This window comes from Geodermatophilus sp. SYSU D00691, from assembly GCF_054050275.1.
The window spans coordinates 220112-246591 of sequence record NZ_JBJGYZ010000001.1; the positions used below are offsets into that span (position 1 = coordinate 220112).

Sequence of the window (26480 nt, forward strand, 5' to 3'; positions counted from 1 at the left end):
CTCTCCGGTCGACGCGACGCCGCGCACAACCGATCTGTTCCGAAACTGTGCGGGCAGCCCATTGTGACCGCCCTCACCAGCAGGGATGGTCGAACGGACCTACCCGTGACCCAATCGTCGCCGATCGTCACCACGGACCGGCGACCGACCCGGCAGCAGAGGAGTCGTGGGCCCGTTGGCGCAGCCCGACCAGTCCATGCGTATTGCGGAACGAGATCGGACGGATAGGTCGCCGTCCTCCCGGCTGGAGCTGTCCGGGATCACCGTCACCTTCGGCGGCGTCACCGCCCTCGGCGACGTCTCGCTGACCGTCGAACCCGCCCAGGTGCACGGGCTGATCGGCCCGAACGGCGCCGGCAAGACCACGCTGTTCAACGTCGCCTGCGGGCTGGTCCGGCCGACCGCCGGGCGGATCGTCTGGCGCGGCACCGAGCAGCGCCGCCTCCGGCCGACCGACCTGGCCGGCATGGGCATCGCCCGCACCCTGCAGGGCGTCGGCCTCTTCGCCGGCATGACCGTCCTCGAGAACGTGATGGTCGGCGCGCACCGGCACGCCCGCGCCGGCTTCGTCTCCGCCCTGCTCGGCGTCGGCCAGAAGGACGAGCAGGCGCTGCGCGGCCGGGCGCTGGCCGCGCTCGAGGAGCTTGGCGCCGCCGCGTACGCCGGCCGCTACCCCGGCAGCCTCCCCTACCCGGTCCAGAAGCGGGTCGCGCTGGCGCGGGCGCTGGTGACCGACCCCGAGCTGCTGCTGCTCGACGAGCCGGCCAGCGGCCTGTCCGAGGAGGAGATGCTCGAGCTGGGCCAGCTGATCCGCGCGCTGAAGAGCCGGATGAGCGTGCTGCTCGTCGAGCACCACATGGACCTGGTCATGCGGGTCTGCGACCGGGTGACCGTGCTCGACTCCGGCGCCCAGATCTCCGCCGGCACCCCGGCCGAGGTCCAGGCCGACCCCGCGGTCACCGAGGCCTACCTCGGCGAGCAGGTCGAGACCGGGGAGACCGCCCGTGGCTGACACCGTCCTCGAGGTCCGCGACCTCACCACCGACTACGGGCCGGTCCGGGCCCTGGACGGCGTCACGCTGGCCGCCGAGCGCGGCCGGATCACCGCCGTCCTCGGCGCCAACGGCGCGGGCAAGACCACGCTGCTGCGCACGATCAGCGGGCTGATCAGGCCGACGTCGGGCCAGGTCCGGCTCGACGGGCACGACATCACCCGGGCGCCGGTCGAGTCGATGGTCAGCCGGGGCATGTCGCACGTGCCCGAGGGCCGCGGCGTGATCGCCGAGCTGACGGTCGACGAGAACCTGCGGGTGGGCGCCCTGTTCCGCGGCAAGCCGCCGAAGGAGGAGTTCGACCGGGTCTACGACCTGTTCCCGCGGCTGGCCGAGCGCCGCGAGCAGCCGGCGCACAACCTCTCCGGCGGCGAGCGGCAGATGCTCGTCGTCGGCCGCGCGCTGGTGGCCCGGCCCCGGCTGCTGCTGCTCGACGAACCCTCGCTCGGCCTGGCCCCCCGGATCGTGGCGCAGATCTTCGGCCTGGTCCGCCGGCTGGTGGACACCGAGGGCCTCACGGTGCTGCTGGTCGAGCAGAACGCCCGCAGTGCGCTCTCGGTCGCCGACGTCGGCGTGGTGCTCAACCTCGGCCGGGTCGTCGTCACCGACTCGGCCCGCACCCTCATGGCCGACGAGGACCTCCGGCACGCCTACCTCGGCTTCTGACCGCGCCACCACGGAAGGCACCCCACTCGTGCAGCAGTTCATCACCCTCACCGTCGCGGGGGTCGTCCAGGGCGCGGTGTTCGCCGCGTTCGCCCTCGCGCTGGTGCTCATCTGGCGGTCCACGCGGGTCGTCAACTTCGCGCAGGGGGCGATGGCGGCGGCGACGACGTTCATCGCGCTCGCCCTCGTCGAGGCCGGCTGGTCCTACTGGCTGGCCCTGGTCGTCGCGCTGGTCAGCGGATTCCTGCTCGGCGCGGTCATCGAGCGGCTGGTGATCCGCCCGGTCGAGGGCGGCCCCGAGCTCAACGCCGTCATCGTGACCCTGGGCCTGTTCATCGCCATCCAGGCCGGGATCGGCATCGTGTTCGGCACCAGCGAGCGGGCCTTCCCGCCGCCGTTCGGCCGGGTGGGCTTCACGGTCGGCGACACCAACATCGCCCTGACGCCGAACAACCTGTACACGCTCGCCGGCGTCCTGCTGACGCTGGCCGCGCTCATCGTCCTGTTCCGCTACACGCGGGTGGGCCTGGCGATGCGCGCCTCGGCGTTCGGCCAGGAGGTCGCCCGGCTGCTGGGCGTGCGGGTCGGCCGCATGCTCACCCTCGGCTGGGCGCTGGCCGCGGTGGTGGGCGCGGTGGCCGGCGTGCTGATCGCCGGCGAGGGGACGTCGGTGACGCCGACCTTCATGGACGCGCTCATCGTGTACGGCTTCGTCGCCGCCGTCCTGGGCGGGCTGGACTCCCCCGTCGGCGCCGTCGTCGGCGGGCTGCTGCTGGGCCTGCTGCTGAGCTACGTCCGCGGCTACCTGGGCGACGAGGTGGTGAGCCTCGCGGCGCTGCTGATCCTCGTCGTCGTCCTCCTGGTCCGCCCCGGCGGCCTGTTCTCGAGCACCGCGGCCCGGAGGGCATGACCATGAGCGAGCTCCACACCCCCGCGTCCCCGGCCGGCGAGGCCACCACCGAGGCCCCCGTCGTCGCCACCGCGGCGGCGAACGCGCCCACCGCCACCCCCGCCGGGGGCCGGACGGGCGGTCGGTTCCGCCTCCCGCAGGCCGCGCTGCCCCGGCACGCCCTGCTGGTGCTGGTCGCGCTGGTGGTCGGCATCGGGTTGATCGAGGTGGTCGACCGCTTCACGCACACGCAGATCGCCTCGGTCGGCTACTACGCGGTGGCGGCCGCCGGGCTGACCGTGCTGACCGGGCTCAACGGGCAGATCTCCCTCGGGCACGGCGCGCTCATGGCGGTCGGCGCGTATGTCACCGCGCTGTTCCTGGAGCACCAGGAGGACCCCTGGCCGCTGCCGCTGGTCTTCCTGGTGGCGATCGCGGCGACCACGCTCGTCGGGGCCGTCGTCGGCGTCGCGGCGGCGCGGCTGCACGGGCCCTACCTGGCCGGCGCGACGCTCGCCCTCGCCGTCGGCCTGCCCGGGCTGGCGCTGGTCTTCCCGGAGACGCTGGGCGGCAACCAGCCGATCACCTTCCGGCGGCCGGAGCCGCCGGTGTGGTGGCAGGACGCGTCGTTCTTCCTCTCCGGCCAGCAGCCGACCAACCAGAAGTGGCAGGCCTACCTCGGCCTGTTCTGCGTGCTGCTGACGTTCTTCCTGCTGGCCAACCTGGCGCGCAGCCGGGTGGGGCGCACCTGGCGCGCGGTGCGCGACCAGGAGGTGGCGGCCGAGCTGGCCGGCATCCGCCTGGGCGCGTGGCGGGTGCTCGCCTTCGTCGTCAGCTCGGCCTGCGCCGGGCTGGCCGGGGCGCTGCTGGCCTTCGTGCTCGGCTCGGTGTCGACGCTGTCGTTCACCATCGTGCTCTCGCTGGGCCTGCTGACGGCGATCGTGATCGGCGGCCTGGGCAGCATGCTCGGCGCCCTGCTCGGCGCCGTGATGCTGGTCTTCCTGCCCGAGCTGGCCCGCGACGCCGGCTCCACGTTCGACCTCGGCGACGCCGAGGCGGCCCAGCTGGCCCCGTTCGTCTACGGGGTCGTGCTGATCCTCGTCATGCTCTTCGCCCCCGCCGGCCTGGTCGGGACCGTCCGGCTGCGCTGGCTGGCGAGCCGTGCGAAGCGCGCCCGCGCGCGTGCCGGCGGGGGGTGACCCGGCCGGCTGCCTCCCTCGACCACACCCATCCACGTCTTCCGGGCAGCCGCCCGGACCTCGCACAGAGGAGAACAGTTGCGCACATCCTCACGGCGCCTCGTGTCGTTCCTGGCCGCGGCCTCCGTCGCCTCCACCGTCGCCGCGTGCGGCGCGGGCGAGGACCGCGAGAGCAGCGGCGGTGACACCGGCGGGGCCAACGAGGCCTCGGACATCGGCATCACCGAGGACACCATCACGATCGGCGCCCACTACCCGCTGACCGGCCCGGCGGCGCCCGGGTACAGCGAGATCCCGACCGGCGTCCAGGCGTACTTCGACTGGGTCAACGAGAACGGCGGGGTCAACGGGCGGCAGATCGAGTACGTCTTCCGCGACGACGCGTACAACCCCACCAACACCGCGAACGTCGTCAACGAGCTCGTCCTGAACGAGGAGGTCTTCGCGGTGATGGGCGGCCTGGGCACGCCCACGCACTCCGCCGTCCTCGACTTCCTCAACGGCGAGTCGGTGCCGGACCTGTTCGTCGCCTCCGGCTCGCTGCTCTGGGACGACGCGGAGGAGAACCCCTACACGTTCGGCTGGCAGCCGGACTACGAGAGCGAGGGCAAGATCATCGGCCAGTACGTGGCCGAGAACTTCGCCGACGCCCAGGTGGGTCTGCTGCTGCAGGCCGACGACTTCGGCGAGGACGGCGAGAAGGGCGTCCGGCAGTTCATCGACGGCCAGATCGTCGACGTCCAGACCTACGTGCCGGGGACGACGGACTTCACCGCGCAGATCGCCGGGCTGCAGGCCGCCGGTGCCGACCTGGTCATCGGGTTCACCACGCCGACCTACACCGCCATCTCGCAGCTGACCGCGCTGCGGACCGGGTTCAAGCCGCAGTGGATCTACTCGAACGTCGGCTCCGACCCGGGCCTGGTCGGCTCGCTGCTGGCCAACTTCTCGCAGGGCGCGGTGAGCGACGCCAGCCTGCTCGACGGCACCATCACCACGGAGTACATGCCGGGCGTCGACGTGCCGGACGACCCGTGGGTGCAGCAGTGGCAGGAGATCTGGGACGCCTCCGGCCAGGAGGGCGAGCTGACCAACTTCCGCGTCTACGGCATGGCGCAGGCCTACACGATGGTGCAGGCGCTGCTCTCGGCCGGGCAGAACCCGACCCGCGACAGCCTGGTCGAGGCCATCGAGGAGAGCGGCCAGGACTGGGAGGGCCCCTGGTACGCGCCCTTCCGGTACTCCGGTGACCGGCACGCCGGCATCAGCGGCGTGAAGGTGGTCCAGCTCAACGGCACCACGGGCGAGGACCTCACCGGCGTCCTGGTCACCGACAACGGCGACGCCGCGATCGAGGAGTTCGACGCCGCGTCCGGGGACGTCCCCGAGAACGGCATCCCGAACGCCTGACGCGCACCGCTCGACGAACGGGCCGTCGGTCCCCTCCGGGGGCCGGCGGCCCGTTCTGCTGTTTGGTTCGCTCCCGAAGTGTGTCACCGTGATCTTGGGGTAGGGCAGCCGCGCACCACCCGGGACGACGACGGAGGAGCCCCATGCCCCAGGCAGCGAGTCCGGTGCGCGAGGCGCGCACCATCCGGCGAGCGGTGGTCACCGGCGGCGCCGGCTTCCTGGGCTCGCACCTGTGCGAGCACCTGCTCGACCGGGGCGTCGAGGTGGTCTGCCTCGACAACTTCCTCACCGGGTCGCCGAACAACGTGCTGCACCTGATGGAGCACCCGGGCTTCCGGCTGGTCCGCTGCGACGTGACCGACTTCGTGCACGTCCCGGGGCCGGTGGACCTGGTGCTGCACTTCGCCTCGCCGGCCAGCCCGCTGGACTACCTGAAGATGCCGATCGAGACGCTCAAGGTGGGCAGCCTCGGCACGCTGCACACCCTGGGGCTGGCCCACGAGAAGGGCGCCCGCTACGTGCTGGCCTCCACCTCGGAGGTCTACGGCGACCCGCTGCAGCACCCGCAGGACGAGGACTACTGGGGCAACGTGAACCCGGTCGGCCCGCGCGGGGTCTACGACGAGGCGAAGCGGTTCAGCGAGGCGCTGACCACCGCCTACCGCACGTCCAAGGGCACCGACACCGCCATCGTGCGGATCTTCAACACCTACGGCCCGCGGATGCGCGTGGACGACGGCCGGGCGATCCCCGCCTTCGTCGGGCAGGCGCTGTCCGGCCGGCCGCTGACCGTCGCCGGCGACGGGTCGCAGACCCGCTCCATCTGCTACGTCGACGACACCGTCCGGGGCATCCTGGCGCTGGCCTTCTCGGCCGAGACCGGCCCGGTCAACATCGGCAACCCCGACGAGCTGTCCATGCTCCGGCTGGCCGGGTGGATCAAGGAGATGACCGGCTCGTCGTCGCCGATCGAGTTCATCGACCTGCCGGTCGACGACCCGAAGGTCCGCCGTCCGGACACCACCCGCGCCGAGCAGCTGCTCGGCTGGCGACCCGAGGTGCCCTCCGAGGAGGGGCTGCGGCGGACGGTGGCGTGGTTCGCCGCGCAGCTGGGGACGGCGGCCGCCGCGGCCGGCTGATCGGCGTCCCGGGGGACGACACACGGAGGGCTCGCGGCCGACTACGCTGGGTCGGCGGCACGGGGGGTCGCCCGCCGGCCGTCCCCTACGACTGAGAGCGAGCATGGGCCGCCACGCCGACACCTCCTCGTCCCGCCGTGTCCACCCCCGTGCCGTCGTCGCCGCCGCGGCGGTCCTCGTCCTCCTCGCCGGGGGGATCGTGTGGTGGGTCGTCGCCTCCGGTGGGGACGACGCCGCGTGCGCGGAGCAGCCCGTCCGGGTGACCGTCGCCCCGGAGGTGGGCGACCTGGCCCGCGAACTGCTGGCCGACACGCAGACGCTGCCCGACGGCGGCTGCGCCGTGGCCGAGGTCGACACCCAGGAACCGCTGGAGACGGTCGCCGACCTGGGCGCGCTGGAGGGCGGGGCGCTCCCCCAGGTGTGGGTGCCCGACTCGTCGCTGTGGCTGGCCCGTGCGCCCGAGGGCGCGCCGCTGGAGCCCACCGGCAACCTGGCCTCCTCGCCGGTCGTGCTGGCCACCGGCTCGTCGGTCGCCGGCTGGCTCGGCGCGCCGGACACCCCGCCCACGTGGGCGGAGGCGCTGTCGGCCGGCCACCCCATCACCGTGCCGGACCTGGCCCGCAGCGCCGAGGGGATCAGCGCGCTGGGGGCCGTGCGGGCGGGGCTCGGCGGCGGCGAGGACGCCGACAACGCGATCGTGCAGGCGGTGCTCGCCGCCTCCCGCGGCCCGGCGCTGAGCGTCCAGGACGCCCTGGCGGCCGGTGCCGCCGGTGACCCGCAGGCGCCGCTGGTGCCGGTGAGCGAGCAGGAGGTCTGGGCGGTGAACTCGACCGCCGGCGACTCCGAGCTGGCGGTCGTGTACCCGAGCGACGGCTCGCCGGCGCTGGACTACCCGGTGCTCCGGGTGGGCGCGAGCGGGGACGGCGACGCCGCCGCGGTGGACGCCGTGCTCGACCGGCTCGGCGGCGCGACGGCGCACGACCGGGCGCGCGAGGCGGGCTTCCGGGCCCCCGACGGCGCCGCGCCCGCCGCCGCGACCGACAACGGGCTGCAGGAGGCGGCGCCCGCGGCCGTCGCGCTCGACCCGGCCGGCGTCCGCGCCCTGCTGGGGCGGCTGTCGAGCCTCACCGCGCCCTCGCGGATCCTCGCCGTCTTCGACGTCTCCACCTCGATGGAGGCGCCGGTGGGCGACGGCACCCGGGCCACGCTGGCCCGCGACGCGGCCAAGAGCGCGCTCACCCTGGTGCCCGACACCTCGGCGATCGGGCTGTGGACCTTCGCCTTCCAGCTCGAGGGCGAGCAGGACTACCGCGAGCTCGTGCCGACCCGGCGGCTGGACGCCGACGCCGAGGGCCGGCCGCAGCGCGACGTCCTCGACGACCAGCTCGACACCATCCCCGACTCGCTCACGCCGGGCGGCACGGGTCTGTACGACACGGTGCTGGCGTCGGTGCGGGCCGCCCAGGCGGACTACAACCCCGACGCGGTGAACAGCGTGCTGATCGTCACCGACGGGACGAACGAGGACGACCAGAGCATCGCGCTGGAGGAGCTGCTGGACACGCTGACGGCCGAGGCCGACCCGGACCGGCCGGTGAAGGTCATCGGCGTCGCGCTCGGCCCGGACGCCGACCTCGACGTGCTGCAGCAGATCGCCGACGCCACCGGCGGCGCCGCCTACTCGGCCGAGGACCCCGAGGACCTGCAGTCGGTCCTCTTCGACGCCCTCCGCCAGCGCCAGTGACGTGCTTCGTCGCGATCAAGCACGGGTGCTTGATCGCGACGAAGCACCGAGGGTGTCGAGGGCGTCGACGACCTCGTCGACGGTGACCTCCTCCAGCGCCGGGTCGAGCTCGGTGCCCCACGGGTTGCCGGTCCCGTCGCCGTGCCACAGCACCACGTGCTGCTGGCGCGGGGGTGGCCCCCACAGCGCCGGGGAGACCGGGCCGAACAGCACCACCGACGGCCGCCGGTACGCCGTGGCCAGGTGCGCGACACCGGTGTCACCGCAGACCACCACGCGCGCGGCCGCCACGACGGCGGCCAGCTCCAGCGACGTGGTCCGGCCGGCGAGGACGGCGTCGGGGCCCAGCCCGGCGCCCTCCGCGACGGCCCGGGCGAGCGGCTCCTCGGCCGGCCCGCCGGTGATCCGCACGTCGTGCCCCGCCCCGGCCAGGTGCCGGGCGACGGCGGCGAACCGCTCGGGCGGCCAGCGCCGGCCCGGGAACGCCGCCCCCGGGTGGACGACCGCCGCCCCGGTCACCGGCGGGGGCACGGCCGGGACGGCGAGGTCGAGGGCGTCGGGGTCGGCGTCCACGCCGAGGCCCTCGGTGACCAGCCGGCACCAGCGGCGGACCTCGTGCTCGTCGGGCCGCCAGACCGGGCCGGGGTAGCCGGGGCTGGCGAAGGTGAGCAGCCGGTCGGGGTGCAGCTGGTCGACGACCACGTGCGACGCCGGTCCCTTGCCGTGCAGGTCGACGGCGAGCTCCGGCGGCGGGCGGTCCCAGTCCAGCGGTTCCAGCTCGCGGGCGGGCAGCACCTCGTCGACGGCGTCGATCAGCGCGGCGAGGGGTTCGAGCGCCGCCGTCGTCGCCAGGACGAGGTGGTGCTCGGGCACCGCGGCCCGGACCGCGCGGATCGCCGGCACCCCCGTGAGCAGGTCCCCCAGCCCCAGCGGCCGGAGGACCACGGCTGTCTTCACACCCGGGAGCGCTCGACCAGCGCGGTCGTCGAGTGCCCGTCGAGGTACGGCAGGACGACGGCCTGCCCGCCCCAGCGGCGCAGCACCGCGGTCTCCGGGAGGTCGGCGCCGGCGTAGTCGCCGCCCTTGGCCCACACGTCGGGCCGCAGCCGGTCGAGGACCTCCGCCGGGGTGTCCTCGTCGAAGACGACCACGGCGTCGACGAACTCCAGCGCCTCGAGCACCCGCGCGCGGTCGGGCGCGCTGTTCAGCGGCCGCGTCGGGCCCTTGAGCCGGCGCACCGAGTCGTCGGAGTTGATGCACACCACCAGGCAGTCGCCCAGCCCGCGGGCCGCGCGCAGGGTCGCGACGTGGCCGGGGTGCAGCAGGTCGAAGCAGCCACCGGTGGCCACGACGGTGCCCCCGGCCGCGCGGACCCGCGCCAGCAGCCCGTCGACCGAGGGGTCGACGACCACGTCGGGCTCGGCCACCTCGGCGTCCCAGGCCGACGCGCCGCCGCGCGCGACGAACGCCGACGCCGACGCCACCGCGGCCGCCACCGCGTCGGCGGTGACCGCGCCGTCGGCCAGGGCGAGCGCCGCCGCGGCGGCGAAGGAGTCGCCGGCCCCGCACGGGTCGCCGCCGGTGACCTTCGCGGCCGGCACGACCATCGGCGCGCCCGCGCCGTAGGAGAGCAGCGCGCCCCGCGCGCCGATCGTCACCGCGACCGCCCCCACGCCCCAGTGCCGGATCAGCGCCTCGGCCCGCGCCCCGACCGCCGCCAGCCCGTCGCCGGCGACGTCGCACCCGGCTGACGCGGCCACCCGGGCCGCCTCAACGCCGTTCGGCGTCACCAGGCGGGCGTTGGGCACCGGGTCGGCGCCGCGCGGGTGCGGGTCCCACACCACCGGGCCGCGCGCCGCGGCGAGCGCCGCCCGCACGTCGGGGGCCGTCGTCGTCCCCCGGCCGTAGTCGGCGACGAGCACCGCCGCGGCCGACCGGACGACCTCGGCCGCCTCGGCCGGGAGCGCGCCGAGCGTCGCCACGGGTGCCCCGCTGTCGATGCGGACGACGGAGTGGTCGCCCACCCGCACGCGCTGCTTGACCGCGGTGCCGCCGGTGGCCGGGATCGCCACGAGCCGCACCCGGCCGTCGAGCAGCGCGCGCAGCCGCTCCGCGCCCTCGTCGGTGTCGATCGGCGCGACCAGCACGACCTCGCGCGCGGTGGCCCGGGCGGCGATCACCGCGGCCAGCGCCGCTCCCCCGGGCCGCTCCCGGCGCTCGGCGTCCTCGACCACCGGCACCGGCGCGTCGGGGGTGAGCCGCGACGCCGTCCCGACCAGGTCGACGTCGAGCAGCGCGTCGCCGACCACCACCAGCGGCCGGGTCACCCGGCCACCCCGAGCCGGGTCGCCGGCACCCGGGCCGGCTCGGCCAGCACCGCCGCGTCGAAGGCGGCGCAGAGCAGGTGCAGCGCGACCAGGTGGCACTCCTGCACCGTCGCCGTCCACGGCGAGTCGATGCACACGGCCTCGTCGGCGACCGCCTCGAGCGGGTTGGGCGCCGGGCCGGTCATCGCCAGCACGGTGATGCCGCACTCCCGCGCCCGGCGGGCCGCGGCCACCGCGTTCGGCGACCGCCCCGACGTGGACAGCAGCACGAGGACGTCACCGGCCCGGCCGTGCGCCTCCACCTGCCGGGCGAACAGCTCGTCGGCCGGGTAGTCGTTGGCGATGGCGGTCAGCGACGACGTCTCGGCGGTCAGGCAGATCGCCGAGAACGGCGGCCGGTCGGCGCGGTAGCGGCCGACCAGCTCGGCGGTCAGGTGCTGCGCCTGTGCGGCGCTGCCGCCGTTGCCGGCCGCCAGCAGCCGCCCCCGGCTGTCGCCGCACAGCACGTCGGCCAGCCGCCGTCCCCAGCCGTCGAGGACGTCGAGCTGCCCGTCGAGCGAGCGCAGCGCCGCCGACAGCGACGCGATGTGGTCGGCGCCGGTCAGGTGCGTGCACGCGTCGGGCGAGGGGATCTCGCCGGCGGTGTTCTCGAAGAACGAGTGCGGGGCGACCGTCATCGCGCGACCTCCACGAGTCGGGGGGCGGACAGGACCTGGCGGTAGACGGCCTCGGTGTCGGCGACCACCCGGCTCCAGCGGTAGCGGGCGCGGGCGCGCTGGACGCCGGCCGCGCCGTAGGCGGCCCGCCGCGCGTCGTCGGCGAGCAGGGCGGAGACGACCTCGGCGAGCCGGGCGGGGTCCCGCGGCGGGACGAGGTCGCCGGTCACCCCCTCGGCGACGCTGTCGACCAGGCCGCCGACGGCGGTGGCGACCACCGGGCGCCCGCAGGCCATCGCCTCGAGCGGGGTGATGCCGAACGGCTCGTACCAGGGGACGGCGAGGACGACGTCGGCGGAGCGGATCCAGGCCGGCACGTCGGCGCGGGCCACCGAGCCGGTGAAGACCAGGCGGTCGGCGACCCCGACGCGCTCGGCCACGGCGCGCAGCCGCTGCACCTCCGCGTCCTCGCCGAGCCGGTCGGCCGGCGGGCCGCCGACGACGACGAGCTCGGCGCCGGGGACGTCGGCCAGCGCGCGGACGGCGTCCTCCTGCCCCTTGCGCTCGACCAGCCGGCCGAGCACGAGCAGCCGGGGCCGGGCGCCGCGGTCGGCCACCGGGCCCTTCGGGGTGAACACCGACGTGTCGACGCCGCACGGCACGATCGAGGCGCGGTCGCGGGCGAGGCCCAGCCGGCGCAGCTCGAAGACCTCGTCGGAGCAGGTGGCGACGACGTGCGTGACCGTGCGGCAGAGCGACCGCTCCAGCTCGATCCGCTGCGGCGGCGAGGTGTCGGCGTCGCCCTGGTGCCGGCGCTTGACCGAGCCGAGCGCGTGGAAGGTCTGCACCACCGGCAGGGAGCCCGCGGCGGCCACCGAGGCCAGCCCGCTCATCCAGAAGTGGGCGTGCACGAGGTCCGGCGGGTGCGCCGCCCACCGGCGGCGCAGGACGGCGGCGAACTCGGGCATGTGCCGCAGCAGGTCGTCCTTGGGCAGCTCCACCGGCGGCCCGGCCGGCACGTGCACGACGTGGTAGCCGTCCTGCGTGACGACCTGCTCGGGGAGCGCGTCGTCGTCCCGGCGCGTGAACACCGTGACCTCGTGCCCCCGCCGGGACAGGCCCGCGGCCAGCGCGGCCACGTGCACGTTCTGACCACCGGCGTCCACACCGCCGATCGCCGCCAGCGGGCTGGCGTGCTCGGACACCATGTCGATCTTCACCGCGTGACCTCCTCGAGGAGCCGGTCCCAGTCAGCGAGGAACCGGGGAAGCCCGTACCGCTCCAGCGCGGCGGCGCGTGCCGCCTTGCCGGCCAGCCGGGCGGCGTCCTCGTCGTGCAGGAAGTGCCGGACGGCCGCCCACAGCCGGTCCGGGTCGGTCGAGAGCACACCCGCCTCGGCCGGGACGGCCTCCACCGCCTCCGTGGCGGCCAGCCCGACCACGGGCAGGCCCAGGTGCATCGCCTCGAGCAGCGACAGGCCGAGCGACGTCCAGCGGACCGGGTGCACGTACACCCGGCGCCGGGCCAGCTCGGCGTGCATCGCCGCCTGCGGCGGGTCGTCGTGCAGCGCCACCCGGTCGGGGTCGAGGCCGTACTTCTCGTGCAGGCCCGCCAGGCCCATCCCGAAGACGTCGACCGGCGCGACCGCGGCCAGGCCGGGCAGCAGGTCGGCGCCGACGTACCGGCCGCGGCGCACCGGCTCGTTGCTCACCACCGCGGCGCGGGGCAGCTCGCCGGTGTAGCGCTCCCCGGGGTCGACGATGCCGTGCTCGATGACCGTCGTCGGCGCCCGGCCGTTGTCGTAGAACGTGCGGTTGAAGTGGGTGACGTGCGCGATCGGGACGACGTCCTGGTCGGCCATCGGGTGCCGGGTGTCCGGCACCGCGCCGTCGGGGGCGTTGTGCTCGAGGAACACCGCCGGCAGGTCGCGGCCGGGCTCGCGGCCGAGCCACTCGCGCACCAGGTCGAGGTCGCGGGTGCGCTGCAGCACGACGACGTCGACCTCTTCGGCGAGCAACTGGTCGGGCGTCACCTCGCGGGCCGCGGCCGGCCAGTCCCAGGTGCGGGCACGGCCGAGGCCGTCGGGGCCGCGGTCGGGCGTGACGGGGATCAGGTACTCGTGCCGTCCCTCGACGAACGCCGTCGTCCACGAGCCGTGCACGTGCCAGACCAGGACCTTCATGCGACCACCAGCTTCTCGACGGCGGCGACCACGTCGGCGGCGGTCACCGAGGACAGGCAGGGGTGGCCGGGCACCGGGCACTCCCGCGCCCGGGTCCCGCGGCAGGCCGCGCTCTGGTCGCCCAGCAGCACGGTGGGGACCCCGTAGGGCGCCCACCGCTCGGCCGGGACCACCGGGGAGAAGAGCGAGACGACGGGGGTGCCGACCGCGGCGGCCAGGTGCGCCGGGCCGGTGTTGCCGACGACGACGGCGGCCGCGCCGTCGAGCAGCGCGGCCATCTCGGCCAGCGAGGTCTCCCCGCCGAGGTCCACGCCCCGCGTGCCGGCGACGGCCGCGGTGAGCTCCCGCTCGGCCGGGCCACCGGTGACCAGCACGCGGAACCCGGCGTCGGCGAGCGCCTCGACCGCCTCGGCGCAGCGCCCGGCCGGCCAGGCCCGCGCCGGCACCGACGCGCCGGGGTGCAGCACGACGTAGCCGGGCTCGTGGTCGACGGGGGGCAGGGGGCGGCGCACCGCCAGCCGGCCGTCGTCGCCGCGGGGCAGCCCGAAGCCGGCCGCGCGGGCCAGCGAGAGCGCGCGCTCGGGCTCGGGCAGGTCGTCGTCCACCCGGTGCCGGACGTCGAGCAGCGAGCCGGGGTAGTCCACGCTGATCGCGCTGATCCGGGGCACCCCCCCGGCGCGCAGCAGCAGCGCCAGCGGCAGCGGTGACTGGTGGAACGACGTGGAGACCACCGCGGCGTCGGGGGCCAGGCCGCGCACCCGCTCGGTGAGCGCGGCCAGGTCGGCCGCGTCGACCGCCGGCGGCTCGCCGAGGATCCACGGGCAGGCCCAGGTCCACACCTCGTCGACGCCGGGCAGCAGGCGCGCGGCGTCGGCCCCGGCCGGACCGGCCAGGAACACGACCCGCTCGGACCCGGCCGCGACCGCGCGCACCAGGGGCCCCTGGAGCAGCACGTCTCCCGCGTTGTCGAGTCGAGCGATGAGGACCGTCGGCGCCACTACCACCTGCCCGCCAGCACGTCGTCGACGGCGGCGGCCAGCTGTTGGACCGCATGGGTCGCCGCGGCGACCTCCGATTTCCTGGTGACCGGGGTCGGGGCGAGGATCCCGACCGCACCGGCGGCGGTGGCCGCGTCGACGTCGGCCCCGATGTCGCCCACGACGACGCAGCGGGCGGGGTCGACGCCGAGCTCGGCGCAGGCGTCCTTGACCATGCCGGGCGCGGGCTTGCGGCAGGCGCAGCCGTCGTCGGGGCCGTGCGGGCACCAGCGGACCACGTCGAAGGGACCGAGCAGCTCCGCGAGCCGGGTCATGCAGGCGCGCACCTGGTCCTCGGTGATCAGCCCGCGGGCGACCCCGCTCTGGTTGCTGACCACGCCGACCCGCACCCCGCGGGCGCGCAGCCGGTCCAGCGCCTCGCGCGCGCCGTCGACCGGGCGGACCCAGTCGGGGTCGCCGTTGTACGGGAAGTCGTGCACGAGCGTGCCGTCGCGGTCGAAGAGCACGAGGTCGGGCAGGCCCCGCCACCTCTCGACGCGGCGGTGCCGGACGACGCCCCTCGCCCAGTGCCAGGTGGCCAGGGCAGGGATCGCGACGCTGGTGACGGCCATCGTCGTCAGCTCGTCGCGGGTGCGCGGGCCGGGCGCGATCCGTCGCCAGGCGAACTCGGCGGTGCCGGCGAGCCAGGCGGCGGCGGCCGCCCCGGCGGCGCGGGGCCGTCGCGCGGCGGCCAGCGCGACCGCCGCGACGCCGGCCGCGGTGATCGCCAGATGACCGGGACGGCGGCCGAGCGGGGCGTCGGCGCGCCGCCGCCAGCCGGGCCCGTGCAGCCGGCGCATGAGGACGTCGTCGGCGTTGCCCGCCTGCACCCGCAGGCTGATCCAGCGGTCGACCGGCCGCACCGGGTGGGTGATCCACCGCTGCCCCCGGACGAGGCGGGCGCCGGTGTCCATGACCCGCAGCGCGAGGTCGGAGTCCTCCCGGAAGGCGCGGGGGAAGCGCTCGTCGAAGCCGCCGACCGCGGCGAGCGCGGCGCGGCGGTAGGCCAGGTCGGCGGTGATCCAGCTGCTCGTGGCCAGCCCCGCGGTGGCGCGCTCCCAGTCGGTGGGGCGCCGGCCCTCCGGGAGCGGCACCCGGACCCGGCCCTGGCTGCCGGCGACGTCGGCCGGGAGGTCGGCGAGGTCGTCGGCCAGGCGCTCGTACCAGTCCCGGTCGGGGACGACGTCGTCGTCGAGGAAGGCCACCCACCCGGTGCGCGCGGTGCGCCAGCCCAGGTTGCGGGCACGGGCCGGGCCGCCGCCGCCGGTGCGGACGAGGCGGACCGGGGGCAGCCCGGGGCGCTCGACCCGCAGCGGCTCCCCGGAGGGGCGGTCGTCGATGACGAGCAGCTCCGCGGGCCGCGGGCCCGGAGCGGTGGCCAGGGCGTCGAGCAGCACGTCCAGCGACGGCCGGCCGATGGTCGGCACGACGAGCGTGCACTGCTCGAGCATGATCGCGTCGTATCCGGACGGAAGCGGCCGGAAACACTACGGGCTTGAAGTTTTCCGGGCGTTGACGGGCTGGCTACCCCTGCCGACCAGCGCCCACGCGCCGAGCCGCGTGTCGGTGACGGAGGGTCAGCGGCGGATGCGCGCGGCGGCGGAGACGCGGGCCAGCGCGTCGGTCACGACGGTGGCGTCGTCGCCGAGCAGGGCCAGCAGGTGCGCGACGAGGTCGTCGTGGGTGCGGGCGGCCGCGTCCACGCGCTGCCGGCCGGCCGGGGTGAGCCGGGCGTGCAGCAGGCGCTTGTCCTCCTCGGCCCGCTCGCGGACGACGAGCCCCTCGGTGACCAGCCGGTTGATCGTGCTGGTGACACCGGGGCGGGACAGGCCCAGCGCCTCGGCCACCTCGCCCATGCTGGCCCGCTCGCCCGGCGCCTCGGCGATGCGGCGCAGCGCCTCGAAACCGGTCAGCGAGAGGCCGTGCTGCCGGTGCAGCGCGGAGTCGACGCGGTGGCTGATGCGGTCGTGGACCTGGACGATGCGCAGCCACGTCTCCGCAGGCCGGGGAGCCGCTCCCGGGACCCCGGCGGCGTTGCGGGGGACGCCGCGCGCCAGCGCGTCCCGGGAAGAGGTCACCGGGCCATCCTCCCCGACCCCGGGCTCAGGCGCCCGGCGTCGGCGCGGGGCCGCGGCTGCGGCGGGCACCCGCCAGCACCACCCCGGCGGCGGCTCCGGCGAGGGACACCCCGGCGGCGAGCACCGGCCACGCGGGCGCCCGGGTCACCGGCGCGACCGGCACGCCCGCCGCGGCCGTCTCCACCTGCAGGTCGCTGCCGTGCCCGGGCACGGTCTCCGGAGGCGGCGCGCCGTCGCCCGCGCCGCCCTCCGTCGTGCCGCCCCCTGGCGCGGGCCCGTCGTCCGTGTTCGCCGGCGCGTGCCCCTCCGACCCCGCCGGGACGTCCTGCTCGCCGGGGGCCGGCGCGGCCTCGCCGTCCGTGCCCGGCACGGTCGCCGGTGCCGGCGTCGCCCCGGCGACCGGCGGCGCGATCGCGGCGCAGTCCTCCTCGGCGGGGCGGGTGAAGCTGTACGGCTGGAGGTCGTCGGCGAAGGTGTCGCCCGAGTCGTCGAGGGCGGTGAACTCCAGGCGGCTGTCGATCGTCTCGCCCCAGGCGACGTCGTCGGTGGCGAGGACGACCGTCTGGCCGGGGTGCACCTCGGCGACGTCCTCCCCCTCGGGGGTGCGCGTGGTGGCCAGCACGACGCGGTAGGGCGCGGTGCCGGCGACGACCTCGATCCGCACTCCACCGGGGTGGCAGCTGGGGCCCTGGGTCACCGCGTAGTTGGGCCGGGCGAGGTCGTCGACGGCGCCCGCGGGCGGCGCGAGCGCCACCGCCGAGCCGAGGGCGGCGAGCAGGAGCGCAGCCGTGAGCCCGGCTGTCCTGCGTGCGGAAATCGGCGTCGGCCCGGCCGGCACGGCGTCCCCCTCGAACTGCTGCCGCCGCCCTGTCCTGCGTGTTGCGGTCTCCCCCAGGCGTCGGCCGGTTCATCATGCCTGGGTGTGACGGAAAGTTGCGCCACTGTGATCAGCCCGTCGGGCGTGTCGCGCGGCGTGTCGACGGAATTCAGGACCAAGGACCCTGAGGACCGGTAACGACCCTGTCCCCCGGGCCGTCACTACGGTGTGGCGATGGACTCAGCAGCGGGCATCGGACGGCGTCGCCAGAACGAGGTCTACCGCGCCGGGGTGTACGGCCGGCACCCCCGCGTGCCGACGACGGCGCGCGGGCTGCAGCGCCTGGCGAAGCGGAAGCTGAACCCGCGCGCCTACTCCTACGTGGCGGGCGGCGCCGGGGACGAGGCGACCCAGCGGGCCAACCGGGCGGCGTTCGACCGCTGGGCCGTCGTGCCGCGGGTGCTGCGCGACTGCAGCGACCGCGACACCTCGGTCGAGCTGTTCGGCCGCCGGCTGCCGGCCCCGCTGCTGCTCGGCCCGGTGGGCGCGCTCGAGCTGGTCGACCGCGAGGCCGACCTCGCCGTGGCGCGGGCGGCGGCCGCCACCGGCGTGCCGATGGTCTTCTCCAACCAGGCGTCGGTGCCCATGGAGACCTGCGCGGCCGCGATGGGCGACGCGCCGCGCTGGTTCCAGCTCTACTGGTCGACCTCCGACGAGCTGGTCGAGAGCCTGCTCTCCCGCGCCGAGGCGGCCGGCTGCGACGCCGTCGTCGTCACCCTGGACACCACGATGCTCGGCTGGCGGCCCCGCGACCTCGACCTGGGGCACCTGCCGTTCGCGCTGGGCAAGGGCATCGCGCAGTACACCTCCGACCCGGCGTTCCGGCGGCTGGTCGAGGAGCGGGTGGCGGGCACGCCGGCGCCGGCCGACCCCGCCGCCTCGGCGCAGCGCGACCGCCAGCCGTTCCCCACGCCGGCGGCCGTCCGCGCGCTGGTGGGCATGGCGCGCGCGTGGCCGGGGTCGCTGCGGGACAACCTCCGCTCGCCGCTCCCCCGGGCCGCCGTCGAGACGTTCCTGGGCATCTACTCCCGCCCGTCGATCAGCTGGGCCGACCTGGGCTGGCTGCGCGCGCGCACGCGGCTGCCGATCGTGCTCAAGGGCGTGCTGCATCCCGACGACGCCCGGCGGGCGGTCGACGAGGGCGTGGACGGCGTCGTGGTGAGCACCCACGGCGGGCGGCAGGTCGACCGCTCGATCGCGGCGCTCGACGCGCTGCCCGACGTCGTCGCCGCCGTCGCCGACCGGGTGCCGGTGCTGCTCGACAGCGGCGTCCGCAGCGGCGCCGACGTCTTCACCGCCGTCGCGCTGGGCGCGCGGGCGGCGCTGCTCGGGCGGCCGTTCGCGTGGGGGCTGGCGCTGGCCGGGGAGGCCGGCGTCCGGCAGGTGGTCGAGGACGTGCTCGGCGAGTTCGACCTGACCCTCGGTCTGACCGGGCACACCCGCGTCGGCGAGCTCACCCCGGACGTCCTCCGCCGCGTCGGCTGAACCCGCTTTCCGCACCGAGAGCAGGGCCGTTTCGGTGCGGCAAGCGGCGGACACGCCCGGCCCCTGTCGACACGCCGACGAGGGTTGACCCGTCCGAGTGACCGGGGTCACAGTGGGTTCGGGCGGGGGCAGCCGGCAAAGAGTGGCCACCGACAGCTCGGTGGACCGACCAACGCGGCCAGACCGTCAGGACCGGCCCCCCGCCCCACGAACTCCCCTCTGCAGCAGGTCCGCGGCCGGGCGCAGGATGGTGCCCTGCTGGTGGAGCGAGGAGGAGATGCGCGATGGCCGACCTGTACGCAGACGTCCCCGGGGTGAGCCGCCCGGTCCCGACCGGCCTGTACATCGGCGGGCAGTGGCGGCCGTCGACCGACGGCGCCGAGTTCGAGGTGCACGACCCGGCCGACGCGTCGGTGCTCACCCGGGTCGCCGACGCCACGCCCGAGGACACGGCCGCCGCCATGGACGCCGCCGCGGCCGCGCTGCCGGGCTGGGCGGCGACCCCGCCGCGCAAGCGCTCGGAGGTCATCCGGCGGGCCTTCGAGCTCATGGGCGAGCACGCCGACGACCTGGCGCTGCTCATGGTGCGGGAGAACGGCAAGGCCCTGGCCGACGCGCGCGCCGAGCGCACCTACGCCGCCGAGTTCTTCCGCTGGTTCTCCGAGGAGGCGGTGCGCATCGACGGCCACTACGGCGTCGCGCCCGCCGGCGGCACGCGCACCGTGGTGACCAACCAGCCGGTGGGCGTCTGCCTGCTCATCACGCCGTGGAACTTCCCGGCCGCGATGCTCACCCGCAAGCTCGGGCCGGCGCTGGCCGCCGGCTGCACGTCGCTGGTCAAGCCGGCCGCCGAGACGCCGCTGACCGCGGCCCTGCTCGTCGAGCTGCTCACCGAGGCCGGCGTCCCCGACGGCGTGGTCAACCTGCTGCCGACCAGCAAGGCCGGCGACGTCAGCAAGGCGGCGATGGCCGACCCGCGGCTGCGCAAGATCAGCTTCACCGGCTCCACCGAGGTCGGCCGCATCCTGCTCAGGCAGGCCGCCGACCAGGTGCTGGTCAGCTCGATGGAGCTCGGCGGGAACGCCCCGTTCATCGTCTGCGCCGACGCCGACCTCGACGCCGCCGTCGAGGGCGCGATGCTGGCCAAGCTGCGCAACGGCGGCGAGGCCTGCACGGCGGCCAACCGGTTCTACGTCGAGGCGCCGGTCGCCGAGGAGTTCGGCCGCCGGCTCGCCGAGAAGATGGGCGCGGTCAAGGTCGGCCGCGGCGACGACGAGGGCGTCGGCCTGGGCCCGCTGGTCAACGAGGACACCGTGGAGAAGGTCGAGCGGATCGTGCGCGAGACCGTCTCGGCCGGCGCCCGCCCGGTGATCGGCGGCGAGCGGCCCGAGGGCCCGGGCTACTTCTACCCGCCGACCGTGCTGCTCGACGTCCCGGCCGGGTCGCCGGCGACGGAGGAGGAGATCTTCGGCCCGGTCGCGCCGATCGTGCCGTTCACCTCGGACGACGAGGTGCTGGCGAACGCCAACGGCACCGAGTACGGCCTGGTCGCCTACGTCTTCACCGGCGACCTTGCCCGCGGGCTGCGGCTGTCGGAGGCGCTGGAGTTCGGCATGGTCGGCCTCAACCGCGGCGTGGTGAGCGACCCGGCGGCGCCGTTCGGCGGCGTGAAGCAGTCGGGCATCGGCCGCGAGGGCGGGCACGAGGGCATCGCCGAGTACCTGCAGACGAAGTACATCTCGTTCCCGCTGTAGGCGGTCCCGGCCACGATCAGCCCACCTGATCCCCCGGGCTCCTCCCCCACGTCGCACCGTGAGGGAGGACCTCTTCGGATCAGGTGGGCTGATCCCGGCACCACCGGCGGGGTTCGGTCGTTCGTACGAGCAGGCAACGGAGAGGAGCCGCCCCCATGAGCGGACAGGGCCGCTGGAACGAGTCGTCGATCCCCTTCGGTCGGCTCGAGGAGATGTTCGACGACTGGGTGCGCACCATGCGCGCCAACCGCCCGCAGGGGGGCGGCTCGGTGTGGGCGCAGGCCACCCGCGAGGACAGCCGCCCGAAGGCCGACGTCGTCGACGAGGAGCCGGTGGCCGACGACCGGATCCGGGTCGACGAGTACCGCGAGGACGGCGCGCACGTGGTGCGGGCCTCCCTGCCGGGCGTCGACCCCGACCGGGACGTCGAGCTGACCGCCGACGCCGGGGAGCTGCGCATCGCGGTCGAGCGCCGGGGCGACGACGAGCGCACCTACCTGCGCCGCGAGCTGCCCACCGGCCGGTCCGAGCGCTCGCTCCCGCTGCCGGAGCGGGCACGGCCGGCCGAGATCACGGCGTCCTACACCGACGGCGTCCTCGAGATCCGCATCCCGCTGGCCGAACCGTCGTCCGAGTCGACCCGGATCCGGGTGAGCCGGGGGTCCTAGGACCGTCGCACGACCTGCACGAGGCGCCGAGCAGCACGTTCTCCCGCAACATGTCTAGAACCTCTGCGTCTTCTGCCGGGTGCCACCTCACCCCGCACGTTCCTACGGTCGCGGCACCAGTGCCGCGCAGGCGGGGGGAAGTCCGCGCGGCGTCCGCCGAGCGTGAGCGAGGACGCCATGCGCAGTGCCAGAGGTGGGTTCCCCGAGATGTGCAGGAAGGCCGCGGTGGCCCTCCTCGGCGTGGTCGCGCTGGTCGCCCTGGCCGGCGTGCCGGCGCAGGCGGCGCTGTCGCAGCCCGCGGTGGTGTCGGACAACCCGTCCGACGTCACCCCGCACCTGGTGCTCGACAACACCTCGTACAGCATCTACGACTTCGCGCAGGTCGGTGACACGGTCTTCGCCGGCGGTCGCTTCCAGCAGGTGCAGGACTGGGCGCGGACGACGACGTACAGCCGGCAGAACTTCGTCGCCTTCGACAGCCGGACCGGGGTGGTCTCCCCGCTCCAGCTGCAGTTCGACGGCATGGTCACGTCGCTCGCGGCCACCGACACGGCGCTCTACGTCGGTGGCGCCTTCGCCACCGTCAACGGGGTCACCCGCCGCGGGATCATGAAGTACGACCTGGTCAACAACCGGATCGACCCCACCTTCGCGCCCACGGGCATGCGCACGGTGTCCGACCTCGTGATCGCCAACGGCGTCGTGATCGCGGCGGGGAACTTCACCAAGAAGATCATGGCCATGGACCCGGTCACCGGGGCGGACACCGGCCGGATCAACGTCAACGTCGCCGGCGTGGTCTGGACGGGGGACGAGACCCGGGTCAAGCACATCGCCGTCTCGCCGAACGGCACCCGGCTGGTGGCGACCGGCAACTTCGCGACGGTCAACGGCCAGGGCCGCCGGCAGGCGTTCATGCTCAACCTCGGCGCGACGGCCGCGACGTTGAGCACCTGGCACGCGCCCCGCTTCGACGTCGACTGCGCGGCGTCCGGCGCCCGCGACGTCAGCGCGGAGGGCGTGGACTTCTCCCCCGACGGCAGCTACTTCGTCGTGGTCTCCACGGGTGGACCCACCGGCACCAACGGGATCTGCGACGCCGCGGCCCGGTTCGAGACGGCGAACGTCAGCAGCTCGGTCCAGCCCACCTGGATCAACTGGACCGGCGGCGACACGCTCTACAGCGTCGCGGTGACCGGCACGGCGGTGTACGTCGGTGGTCACCAGCGCTGGCTGGACAACCCGTTCGGCCGTGACTCGGCCGGTCCCGGGGCGGTCGAGCGTCCGGGCATCGGCGCCATCGACCCGGTGACCGGCAAGGCCCTCCCGTGGAACCCGACGAAGTCCCGCTTCCACGGCACGATGGCGCTGTTCGCCACCCCGCAGGGGCTCTGGGTCGGCAGCGACGGCACCGCCTTCGGGCGCGAGGACCACTACGGGATCGGCTTCGCCCCGCTGAACCCCGGCCCCACGCCCGACGTGACCCGGCCCGACACCGTCATCGACTCGGGGCCGTCGGGGTCGGTGACCGACACGTCGGCCACCTTCACCTTCTCGGCGAGCGAGGCCACGGGTTTCCAGTGCAGCCTCGACGGCGCCGCGTACACCCCGTGCACCTCGCCGGTGAGCTACACGGGCCTGACGACCGCCGACCACACCTTCCGGGTCGTCGCCGTCGACCCGTCGTACAACGCCGACTTCAGCCCGGCGCAGCGGACGTGGACCGTCGCCGCGTCGGCGGGCAACCTCGTCGGCAACCCGGGCTTCGAGACGGACACCGCCGGCTGGGCGGGAGACGTGGCGGCGAACACCCTCAGCCGGGTCGCCGGCGGGCACTCGGGTGACTGGGCCGCCGCGGTGACGAACTCCGTGGCCGGTGGCGTCTGCGGGCTCACCGACAAGCCGAGCTGGGTGAGCTTCACCCAGGCCGGCGCCTACACCGCCGGGGTGTGGGTCCGGTCGGACACCCCCGGGCTCACGGTCCGGCTGCGGGTCCGCGAGTACGCGGGTGGCGTGCTGCAGGGGTCGGGCACCGCGTCGGTGGCGGTCACGTCGTCGTGGCAGCTGCTGACCACCGCCTACACGCCGGTCGCGCCGGGGTCGAGCCTGGACTTCGAGGTGTACTCGACCGGCGCTCCGGTCGGGGTGTGCTTCCAGGCCGACGACGCGTCCCTCACCCGCTGACCGGCGGCACCCCGGACCGCCCTCGGCGCCGGGAGCCGACCAGGCTCCCGGCGCCGAGCGTCGGTCAGTCGCGGGAGAGGACCAGCGGCTCGTCGACCACCGGCCGCGGCCGCTCCACCGACGGCGGCGGCACCGGCTCGTGCTGCATCGTCGGCAGCCACCGCAGCCAGCGCGGCAGGTACCAGTTGCGCTCGCCGAGCAGCTGCATCACGGCCGGCAGCAGCAGCGCCCGGACGACGGTGGCGTCGAGCAGCACCGCGACCGCCAGCCCCAGCCCGATCTGCTTCATGTTGGTCGTCGACAGCGTCACGAAGGTGCCGAAGACGAACACCATGATGATCGCGGCGCTGGTGACCACCCCGGCCGACGAGGTGATGCCGTTCGCGATGGCGGCCCGGGTCGACAGCCCGCGGTCGTAGCCCTCGCGGATCCGGCTGAGGATGAAGACGTGGTAGTCCATCGACAGCCCGAAGAGGATCACGAAGAGGAACAGCGGGATCCAGGTGACGATGGCGCCGGTCTCCTGCAGCCCGATCAGCGAGCCGCCCCAGCCCTCCTGGAAGACCAGCACCAGGGTGCCGTAGGCCGCCGCGACCGAGAGCGTGTTGAGCACGATCGCGGTGAACGCGACCACCACCGAGCGGAAGGAGACCAGCAGCAGCAGGAACGCGAGCACCAGCACGAACCCGAACACCCACGGCGTCCGCTCGGCGATCAGGTCGCGGAAGGCCACCGAGCCCGCGGTCTCGCCGGTCACCACCGCGGTGACGCCGTCCACCGAGCCGACCGTGTCGGCGACGATGCCCTCGAGGGCGTGCAGCGCGTCGACCGACGCCTGCTCCTGCCCGTCGCCCACCAGCGGCACCGAGACGACGGCGACCTCGCCGTCCTCGCTGGTCCGGACGTCGACCGGCTCGTTCATCTGCCCGGTGCCCAGCGCCTGCGCGCGCAGGTCGGCGATCGCCGCCTGCACCTCGGGCGCCGCGATGTCGTCGGCCTCGATCACCACCTGCGCCGGTGACGAGCCGCCGGGGAACGCCTCGGCGATGCGCTCGTAGGTCTGGATGACCGGCAGGTCCTGCGGCAGGTCCTGGATGCCGTCGTTGCGCAGCTCCAGCTGCACGGTCGGGACGGCGAGGGCGACCAGCGCACCGCCGGCGACCACGGCTGCCACCACCGGGCGGCGCAGCACGGCACCGAGCACCACGCCCCAGAACCGCGACGGCCGCGCCTCGCGGCGGTGCAGGCCGGGGATGCGCCCCTTCTCAATCCGGTCGCCCAGCCAGCTCATCAGCGCCGGCAGCACGGTGAGCGAGCCGAGCACCGAGGTGGCGACGACGAGGATCGTGGCGACGCCGATGCCGGTGAAGACCGCCGAGCCGGTGAGGAAGACGCCGGCCATGGCGACGATGACGGTGAGCCCCGAGATGAGGATCGACCGGCCGGAGGTGGCGGCGGCGATGTCGAGGGCGTCGACGGCGCCGTTGCCGCGGGCCCGCTCCTCGCGCTCCCGCTTGAGGTAGAAGAGCGAGTAGTCCACGCCCACGGCCAGGCCGATGAGCAGCATGACCGTCTGCGCCGTCCCGTCGACGTGCCAGATCTGGCTGACGTAGGTGAGCAGCCCGAGCGCGCCGACGAACGCGGTCAGCGCGAACACCAGCGGCAGCAGCGCGGCGACGATCGCGCCGAAGGTCAGCAGCAGGACGGCGAGGGTGATCGGGATGGCCAGGTACTCGGCCCGCTCGAAGTCGCCGGCCAGCGCCTCGTCGAGGGCGACGTCGGCGCTGGCGCCGCCGAACTGCTCGACGCGGACGTCGGGGTGCCGGTCGGCGGCCTCGGCCACCGCCTCGGTGATCGGGCCGACCCTGTCGGCGGCGTCGTCGGGCGAGCCGCGGATGTCGAAGGTCACCAGCACCGACCGGCCGTCGGCCGAGGTGAGCGGGGCGCCGGAGAGGGGGCTGGCCACGTTCTCGACGTCCGGGGTGGCCTCCAGCGTGGCGACGACGTCGGTGAGGGCCGCGGTGGCGGCCGCCTCGGAGACGCCGTCGGCGCGCTGGACGAGCACCATCTCCGACGCCGGCTCCTCCCAGCCGTGCGCGTCGAGGATGCGCTGGGCCTCGGCGGTGGGGCCGACGTTCGCCTCGGCCGCGGTGAGCTCCTCGCGGGGGATCAGGCTGCCGAGGGTGATCGCCAGGACGACGAACGCCAGCCAGCCGAGGACCGCCGTCCTCCGGTGCCGGGCGCTCCACCGCCCGGCGCGCGCCGCGAGATTGCGTGATGCGTCCACTGTCTTCGTGCCTTCCTGATCTCGGAGAAGTCGCCGGGTCGAACCTGCCGTCGGGCGGGACGCGCGCCCATCCCGCCACCTGGCCGTTCGGGTGTCGGGCCAGCCCGAACACCACCGCGGAAGCCTCTCGGGACGGGATCTGCACAGGTATCGGGGAACGCCCCCATCCGCCCCTGGTCCTCGGTCACCAGGGGCTCGGGGGGCTCCCGGCCGGGTCGAGGATCAGCCGGCGCGGCTGTCGGCCACGTACTCGGGGTCGTGCTGGCCCATGCGCTCGCCCGTACGCGACCGGGTGCGGCGCACCCGGGGCGCCCACGAGGTCGCCTCGGCCAGCCCGCGCAGCGGCACGTTGCCGTACAGGCTCTCGACCTGGTCGGCGCGGACGCTGTAGGTCTCGTGCCAGATGCCGACGTCGGCGGACGCGGCACCGCTCCGGTTGAAGGCCCCCCAGGCCGGGGCGTGCGCCATGCCGGCGTCGCGGGCGTAGCGGCCGAGGTCCTCCACCGACCGCCAGTACTGGACGACGAGGAGGTCGCGACCCGACCAGTACGTGCGCGGCCGGGCGAGCAGCCCCGAGTCCGGGCGGGCGAGCAGCTCCCGGATCATCCGGGGCATGCCCGCGAACACCGGCCACCAGCTGCGCACCCGGCGCAGGCGGTTGAACCGCATGCCGATCAGGAAGAGCACGACCTCGCCGTCGGGGGTGGCGGCGAACTGGCCACCGCTGACACCGCGCGGGGCGTGCTCGGCGGCGCCGACGTAGGGCTTGGGGACCTGGGTCTGCACGGGGACCTCCTCGAGGGGCGGGAGGTCGAGCGCACCGCAGGGCACCGGTACGCCGCGTCG

The 26480-nt window shown here is 75.3% G+C and carries 22 protein-coding genes; 11 read left to right on the forward strand and 11 right to left on the reverse strand.

From position 1 onward, the window contains the following. Positions 1-166 precede the first annotated feature (166 nt). The 7 genes from ACI797_RS01120 (at position 167) to ACI797_RS01150 (ending at position 8099) form a co-directional block, all read left to right on the forward strand. The gene (locus ACI797_RS01120) at positions 167-1012 is read left to right on the forward strand and encodes an ABC transporter ATP-binding protein (RefSeq protein WP_456856357.1); all 846 of its coding nucleotides are present in this window, start codon (positions 167-169) and stop codon (positions 1010-1012) included. After that, positions 1005-1718 (forward strand): ABC transporter ATP-binding protein, encoded by a 714-nt coding sequence (locus ACI797_RS01125; protein ID WP_456856361.1) that lies wholly within the window; start codon positions 1005-1007, stop codon positions 1716-1718. Before ACI797_RS01120 ends, ACI797_RS01125 begins: the two co-directional genes overlap by 8 nt. A gap of 28 nt (positions 1719-1746) precedes the next feature. Then, positions 1747-2628, forward strand: coding sequence for a branched-chain amino acid ABC transporter permease (locus ACI797_RS01130; RefSeq protein ID WP_456856364.1), 882 nt, complete (start codon positions 1747-1749; stop codon positions 2626-2628). Positions 2629-2630: 2 nt separating this feature from the next. Continuing rightward, the gene (locus tag ACI797_RS01135; RefSeq protein WP_456856366.1) at positions 2631-3806 is read left to right on the forward strand and encodes a branched-chain amino acid ABC transporter permease; all 1176 of its coding nucleotides are present in this window, start codon (positions 2631-2633) and stop codon (positions 3804-3806) included. Positions 3807-3884: 78 nt separating this feature from the next. Further along, positions 3885-5216, forward strand: a complete 1332-nt coding sequence (locus tag ACI797_RS01140) for an ABC transporter substrate-binding protein (RefSeq protein ID WP_456856368.1) — start codon at positions 3885-3887, stop codon at positions 5214-5216. A gap of 143 nt (positions 5217-5359) precedes the next feature. Then, positions 5360-6355, forward strand: a complete 996-nt coding sequence (locus ACI797_RS01145) for a UDP-glucuronic acid decarboxylase family protein (RefSeq protein ID WP_456856370.1) — start codon at positions 5360-5362, stop codon at positions 6353-6355. Positions 6356-6458: 103 nt separating this feature from the next. After that, on the forward strand, positions 6459-8099 hold the full coding sequence (locus tag ACI797_RS01150; RefSeq protein ID WP_456856371.1) for a VWA domain-containing protein: 1641 nt from the start codon (positions 6459-6461) through the stop codon (positions 8097-8099). A 15-nt stretch (positions 8100-8114) separates the two neighbouring features. Here the strand turns inward: ACI797_RS01150 and ACI797_RS01155 are convergent, their stop codons facing one another. From ACI797_RS01155 to ACI797_RS01195, 9 genes are all read right to left on the reverse strand, one after another. After that, positions 8115-9056 carry a glycosyltransferase family 9 protein gene (locus tag ACI797_RS01155; protein WP_456856373.1) on the reverse strand — a complete coding sequence of 314 codons (942 nt, stop codon included), beginning with the start codon at positions 9054-9056 and terminating at the stop codon, positions 8115-8117. Further along, positions 9053-10426: a D-glycero-beta-D-manno-heptose 1-phosphate adenylyltransferase gene (gene rfaE2 / locus ACI797_RS01160; protein ID WP_456856375.1), complete on the reverse strand. Its 1374-nt coding sequence runs from the start codon at positions 10424-10426 to the stop codon at positions 9053-9055. The genes ACI797_RS01155 and rfaE2 overlap by 4 nt, the downstream gene beginning before the upstream one ends. Continuing rightward, positions 10423-11103: a D-sedoheptulose-7-phosphate isomerase gene (locus ACI797_RS01165; RefSeq protein WP_456856377.1), complete on the reverse strand. Its 681-nt coding sequence runs from the start codon at positions 11101-11103 to the stop codon at positions 10423-10425. The genes rfaE2 and ACI797_RS01165 overlap by 4 nt, the downstream gene beginning before the upstream one ends. After that, positions 11100-12302, reverse strand: coding sequence for a glycosyltransferase (locus tag ACI797_RS01170; protein ID WP_456856379.1), 1203 nt, complete (start codon positions 12300-12302; stop codon positions 11100-11102). The genes ACI797_RS01165 and ACI797_RS01170 overlap by 4 nt, the downstream gene beginning before the upstream one ends. Continuing rightward, a complete protein-coding gene (locus ACI797_RS01175; RefSeq protein WP_456856382.1) occupies positions 12299-13264 on the reverse strand; it encodes a glycosyltransferase in 966 nt (321 codons plus the stop codon). The genes ACI797_RS01170 and ACI797_RS01175 overlap by 4 nt, the downstream gene beginning before the upstream one ends. After that, positions 13261-14217 carry a glycosyltransferase family 9 protein gene (locus ACI797_RS01180; RefSeq protein WP_456856384.1) on the reverse strand — a complete coding sequence of 319 codons (957 nt, stop codon included), beginning with the start codon at positions 14215-14217 and terminating at the stop codon, positions 13261-13263. Before ACI797_RS01180 ends, ACI797_RS01175 begins: the two co-directional genes overlap by 4 nt. Before the next feature lie 44 nt (positions 14218-14261). Next, entirely contained in the window at positions 14262-15752 is a 1491-nt protein-coding gene (locus tag ACI797_RS01185; RefSeq protein WP_456856386.1) for an HAD-IIIA family hydrolase, read from the reverse strand. Between the two features lie 126 nt (positions 15753-15878). Beyond that, positions 15879-16379, reverse strand: a complete 501-nt coding sequence (locus tag ACI797_RS01190; protein ID WP_456856388.1) for a MarR family winged helix-turn-helix transcriptional regulator — start codon at positions 16377-16379, stop codon at positions 15879-15881. A gap of 25 nt (positions 16380-16404) precedes the next feature. After that, entirely contained in the window at positions 16405-17217 is an 813-nt protein-coding gene (locus tag ACI797_RS01195) for a hypothetical protein (RefSeq protein WP_456856390.1), read from the reverse strand. Between the two features lie 213 nt (positions 17218-17430). Here ACI797_RS01195 and ACI797_RS01200 point away from each other — a divergent pair, with 213 nt between their 5' ends. The 4 genes from ACI797_RS01200 (at position 17431) to ACI797_RS01215 (ending at position 23347) form a co-directional block, all read left to right on the forward strand. Further along, positions 17431-18741, forward strand: a complete 1311-nt coding sequence (locus ACI797_RS01200; protein WP_456856393.1) for an alpha-hydroxy-acid oxidizing protein — start codon at positions 17431-17433, stop codon at positions 18739-18741. Positions 18742-19025: 284 nt separating this feature from the next. Continuing rightward, positions 19026-20495 carry an NAD-dependent succinate-semialdehyde dehydrogenase gene (locus ACI797_RS01205; RefSeq protein ID WP_456856395.1) on the forward strand — a complete coding sequence of 490 codons (1470 nt, stop codon included), beginning with the start codon at positions 19026-19028 and terminating at the stop codon, positions 20493-20495. Positions 20496-20650: 155 nt separating this feature from the next. Then, positions 20651-21163, forward strand: coding sequence for an Hsp20/alpha crystallin family protein (locus tag ACI797_RS01210; RefSeq protein ID WP_456856397.1), 513 nt, complete (start codon positions 20651-20653; stop codon positions 21161-21163). 207 nt (positions 21164-21370) lie between these two features. Continuing rightward, complete coding sequence (locus ACI797_RS01215) at positions 21371-23347, forward strand: hypothetical protein (protein ID WP_456856401.1); 1977 nt, start codon at positions 21371-21373, stop codon at positions 23345-23347. Between the two features lie 64 nt (positions 23348-23411). Here ACI797_RS01215 and ACI797_RS01220 read toward each other — a convergent pair whose 3' ends face one another. Together ACI797_RS01220 and ACI797_RS01225 are read right to left on the reverse strand one after the other, a co-directional pair. Next, complete coding sequence (locus ACI797_RS01220) at positions 23412-25634, reverse strand: MMPL family transporter (protein WP_456856405.1); 2223 nt, start codon at positions 25632-25634, stop codon at positions 23412-23414. 222 nt (positions 25635-25856) lie between these two features. Beyond that, positions 25857-26420: a DUF4188 domain-containing protein gene (locus tag ACI797_RS01225; protein WP_456856408.1), complete on the reverse strand. Its 564-nt coding sequence runs from the start codon at positions 26418-26420 to the stop codon at positions 25857-25859. Positions 26421-26480 lie beyond the last annotated feature (60 nt).

What these genes read in the sequence shown, in the direction of transcription:
- ACI797_RS01135 (WP_456856366.1), top strand. Translation starts at nt 2,631, where the DNA reads ATGAGCGAGCTCCACACCCCCGCGTCCCCGGCCGGCGAGGCCACCACC.
- ACI797_RS01145 (WP_456856370.1), top strand. Translation starts at nt 5,360, where the DNA reads ATGCCCCAGGCAGCGAGTCCGGTGCGCGAGGCGCGCACCATCCGGCGA.
- ACI797_RS01150 (WP_456856371.1), top strand. Translation starts at nt 6,459, where the DNA reads ATGGGCCGCCACGCCGACACCTCCTCGTCCCGCCGTGTCCACCCCCGT.
- ACI797_RS01165 (WP_456856377.1), bottom strand. Translation starts at nt 11,103, where the DNA reads ATGACGGTCGCCCCGCACTCGTTCTTCGAGAACACCGCCGGCGAGATC.
- ACI797_RS01175 (WP_456856382.1), bottom strand. Translation starts at nt 13,264, where the DNA reads ATGAAGGTCCTGGTCTGGCACGTGCACGGCTCGTGGACGACGGCGTTC.
- ACI797_RS01185 (WP_456856386.1), bottom strand. Translation starts at nt 15,752, where the DNA reads ATGCTCGAGCAGTGCACGCTCGTCGTGCCGACCATCGGCCGGCCGTCG.
- ACI797_RS01200 (WP_456856393.1), top strand. Translation starts at nt 17,431, where the DNA reads ATGGACTCAGCAGCGGGCATCGGACGGCGTCGCCAGAACGAGGTCTAC.
- ACI797_RS01205 (WP_456856395.1), top strand. Translation starts at nt 19,026, where the DNA reads ATGGCCGACCTGTACGCAGACGTCCCCGGGGTGAGCCGCCCGGTCCCG.
- ACI797_RS01210 (WP_456856397.1), top strand. Translation starts at nt 20,651, where the DNA reads ATGAGCGGACAGGGCCGCTGGAACGAGTCGTCGATCCCCTTCGGTCGG.
- ACI797_RS01215 (WP_456856401.1), top strand. Translation starts at nt 21,371, where the DNA reads ATGTGCAGGAAGGCCGCGGTGGCCCTCCTCGGCGTGGTCGCGCTGGTC.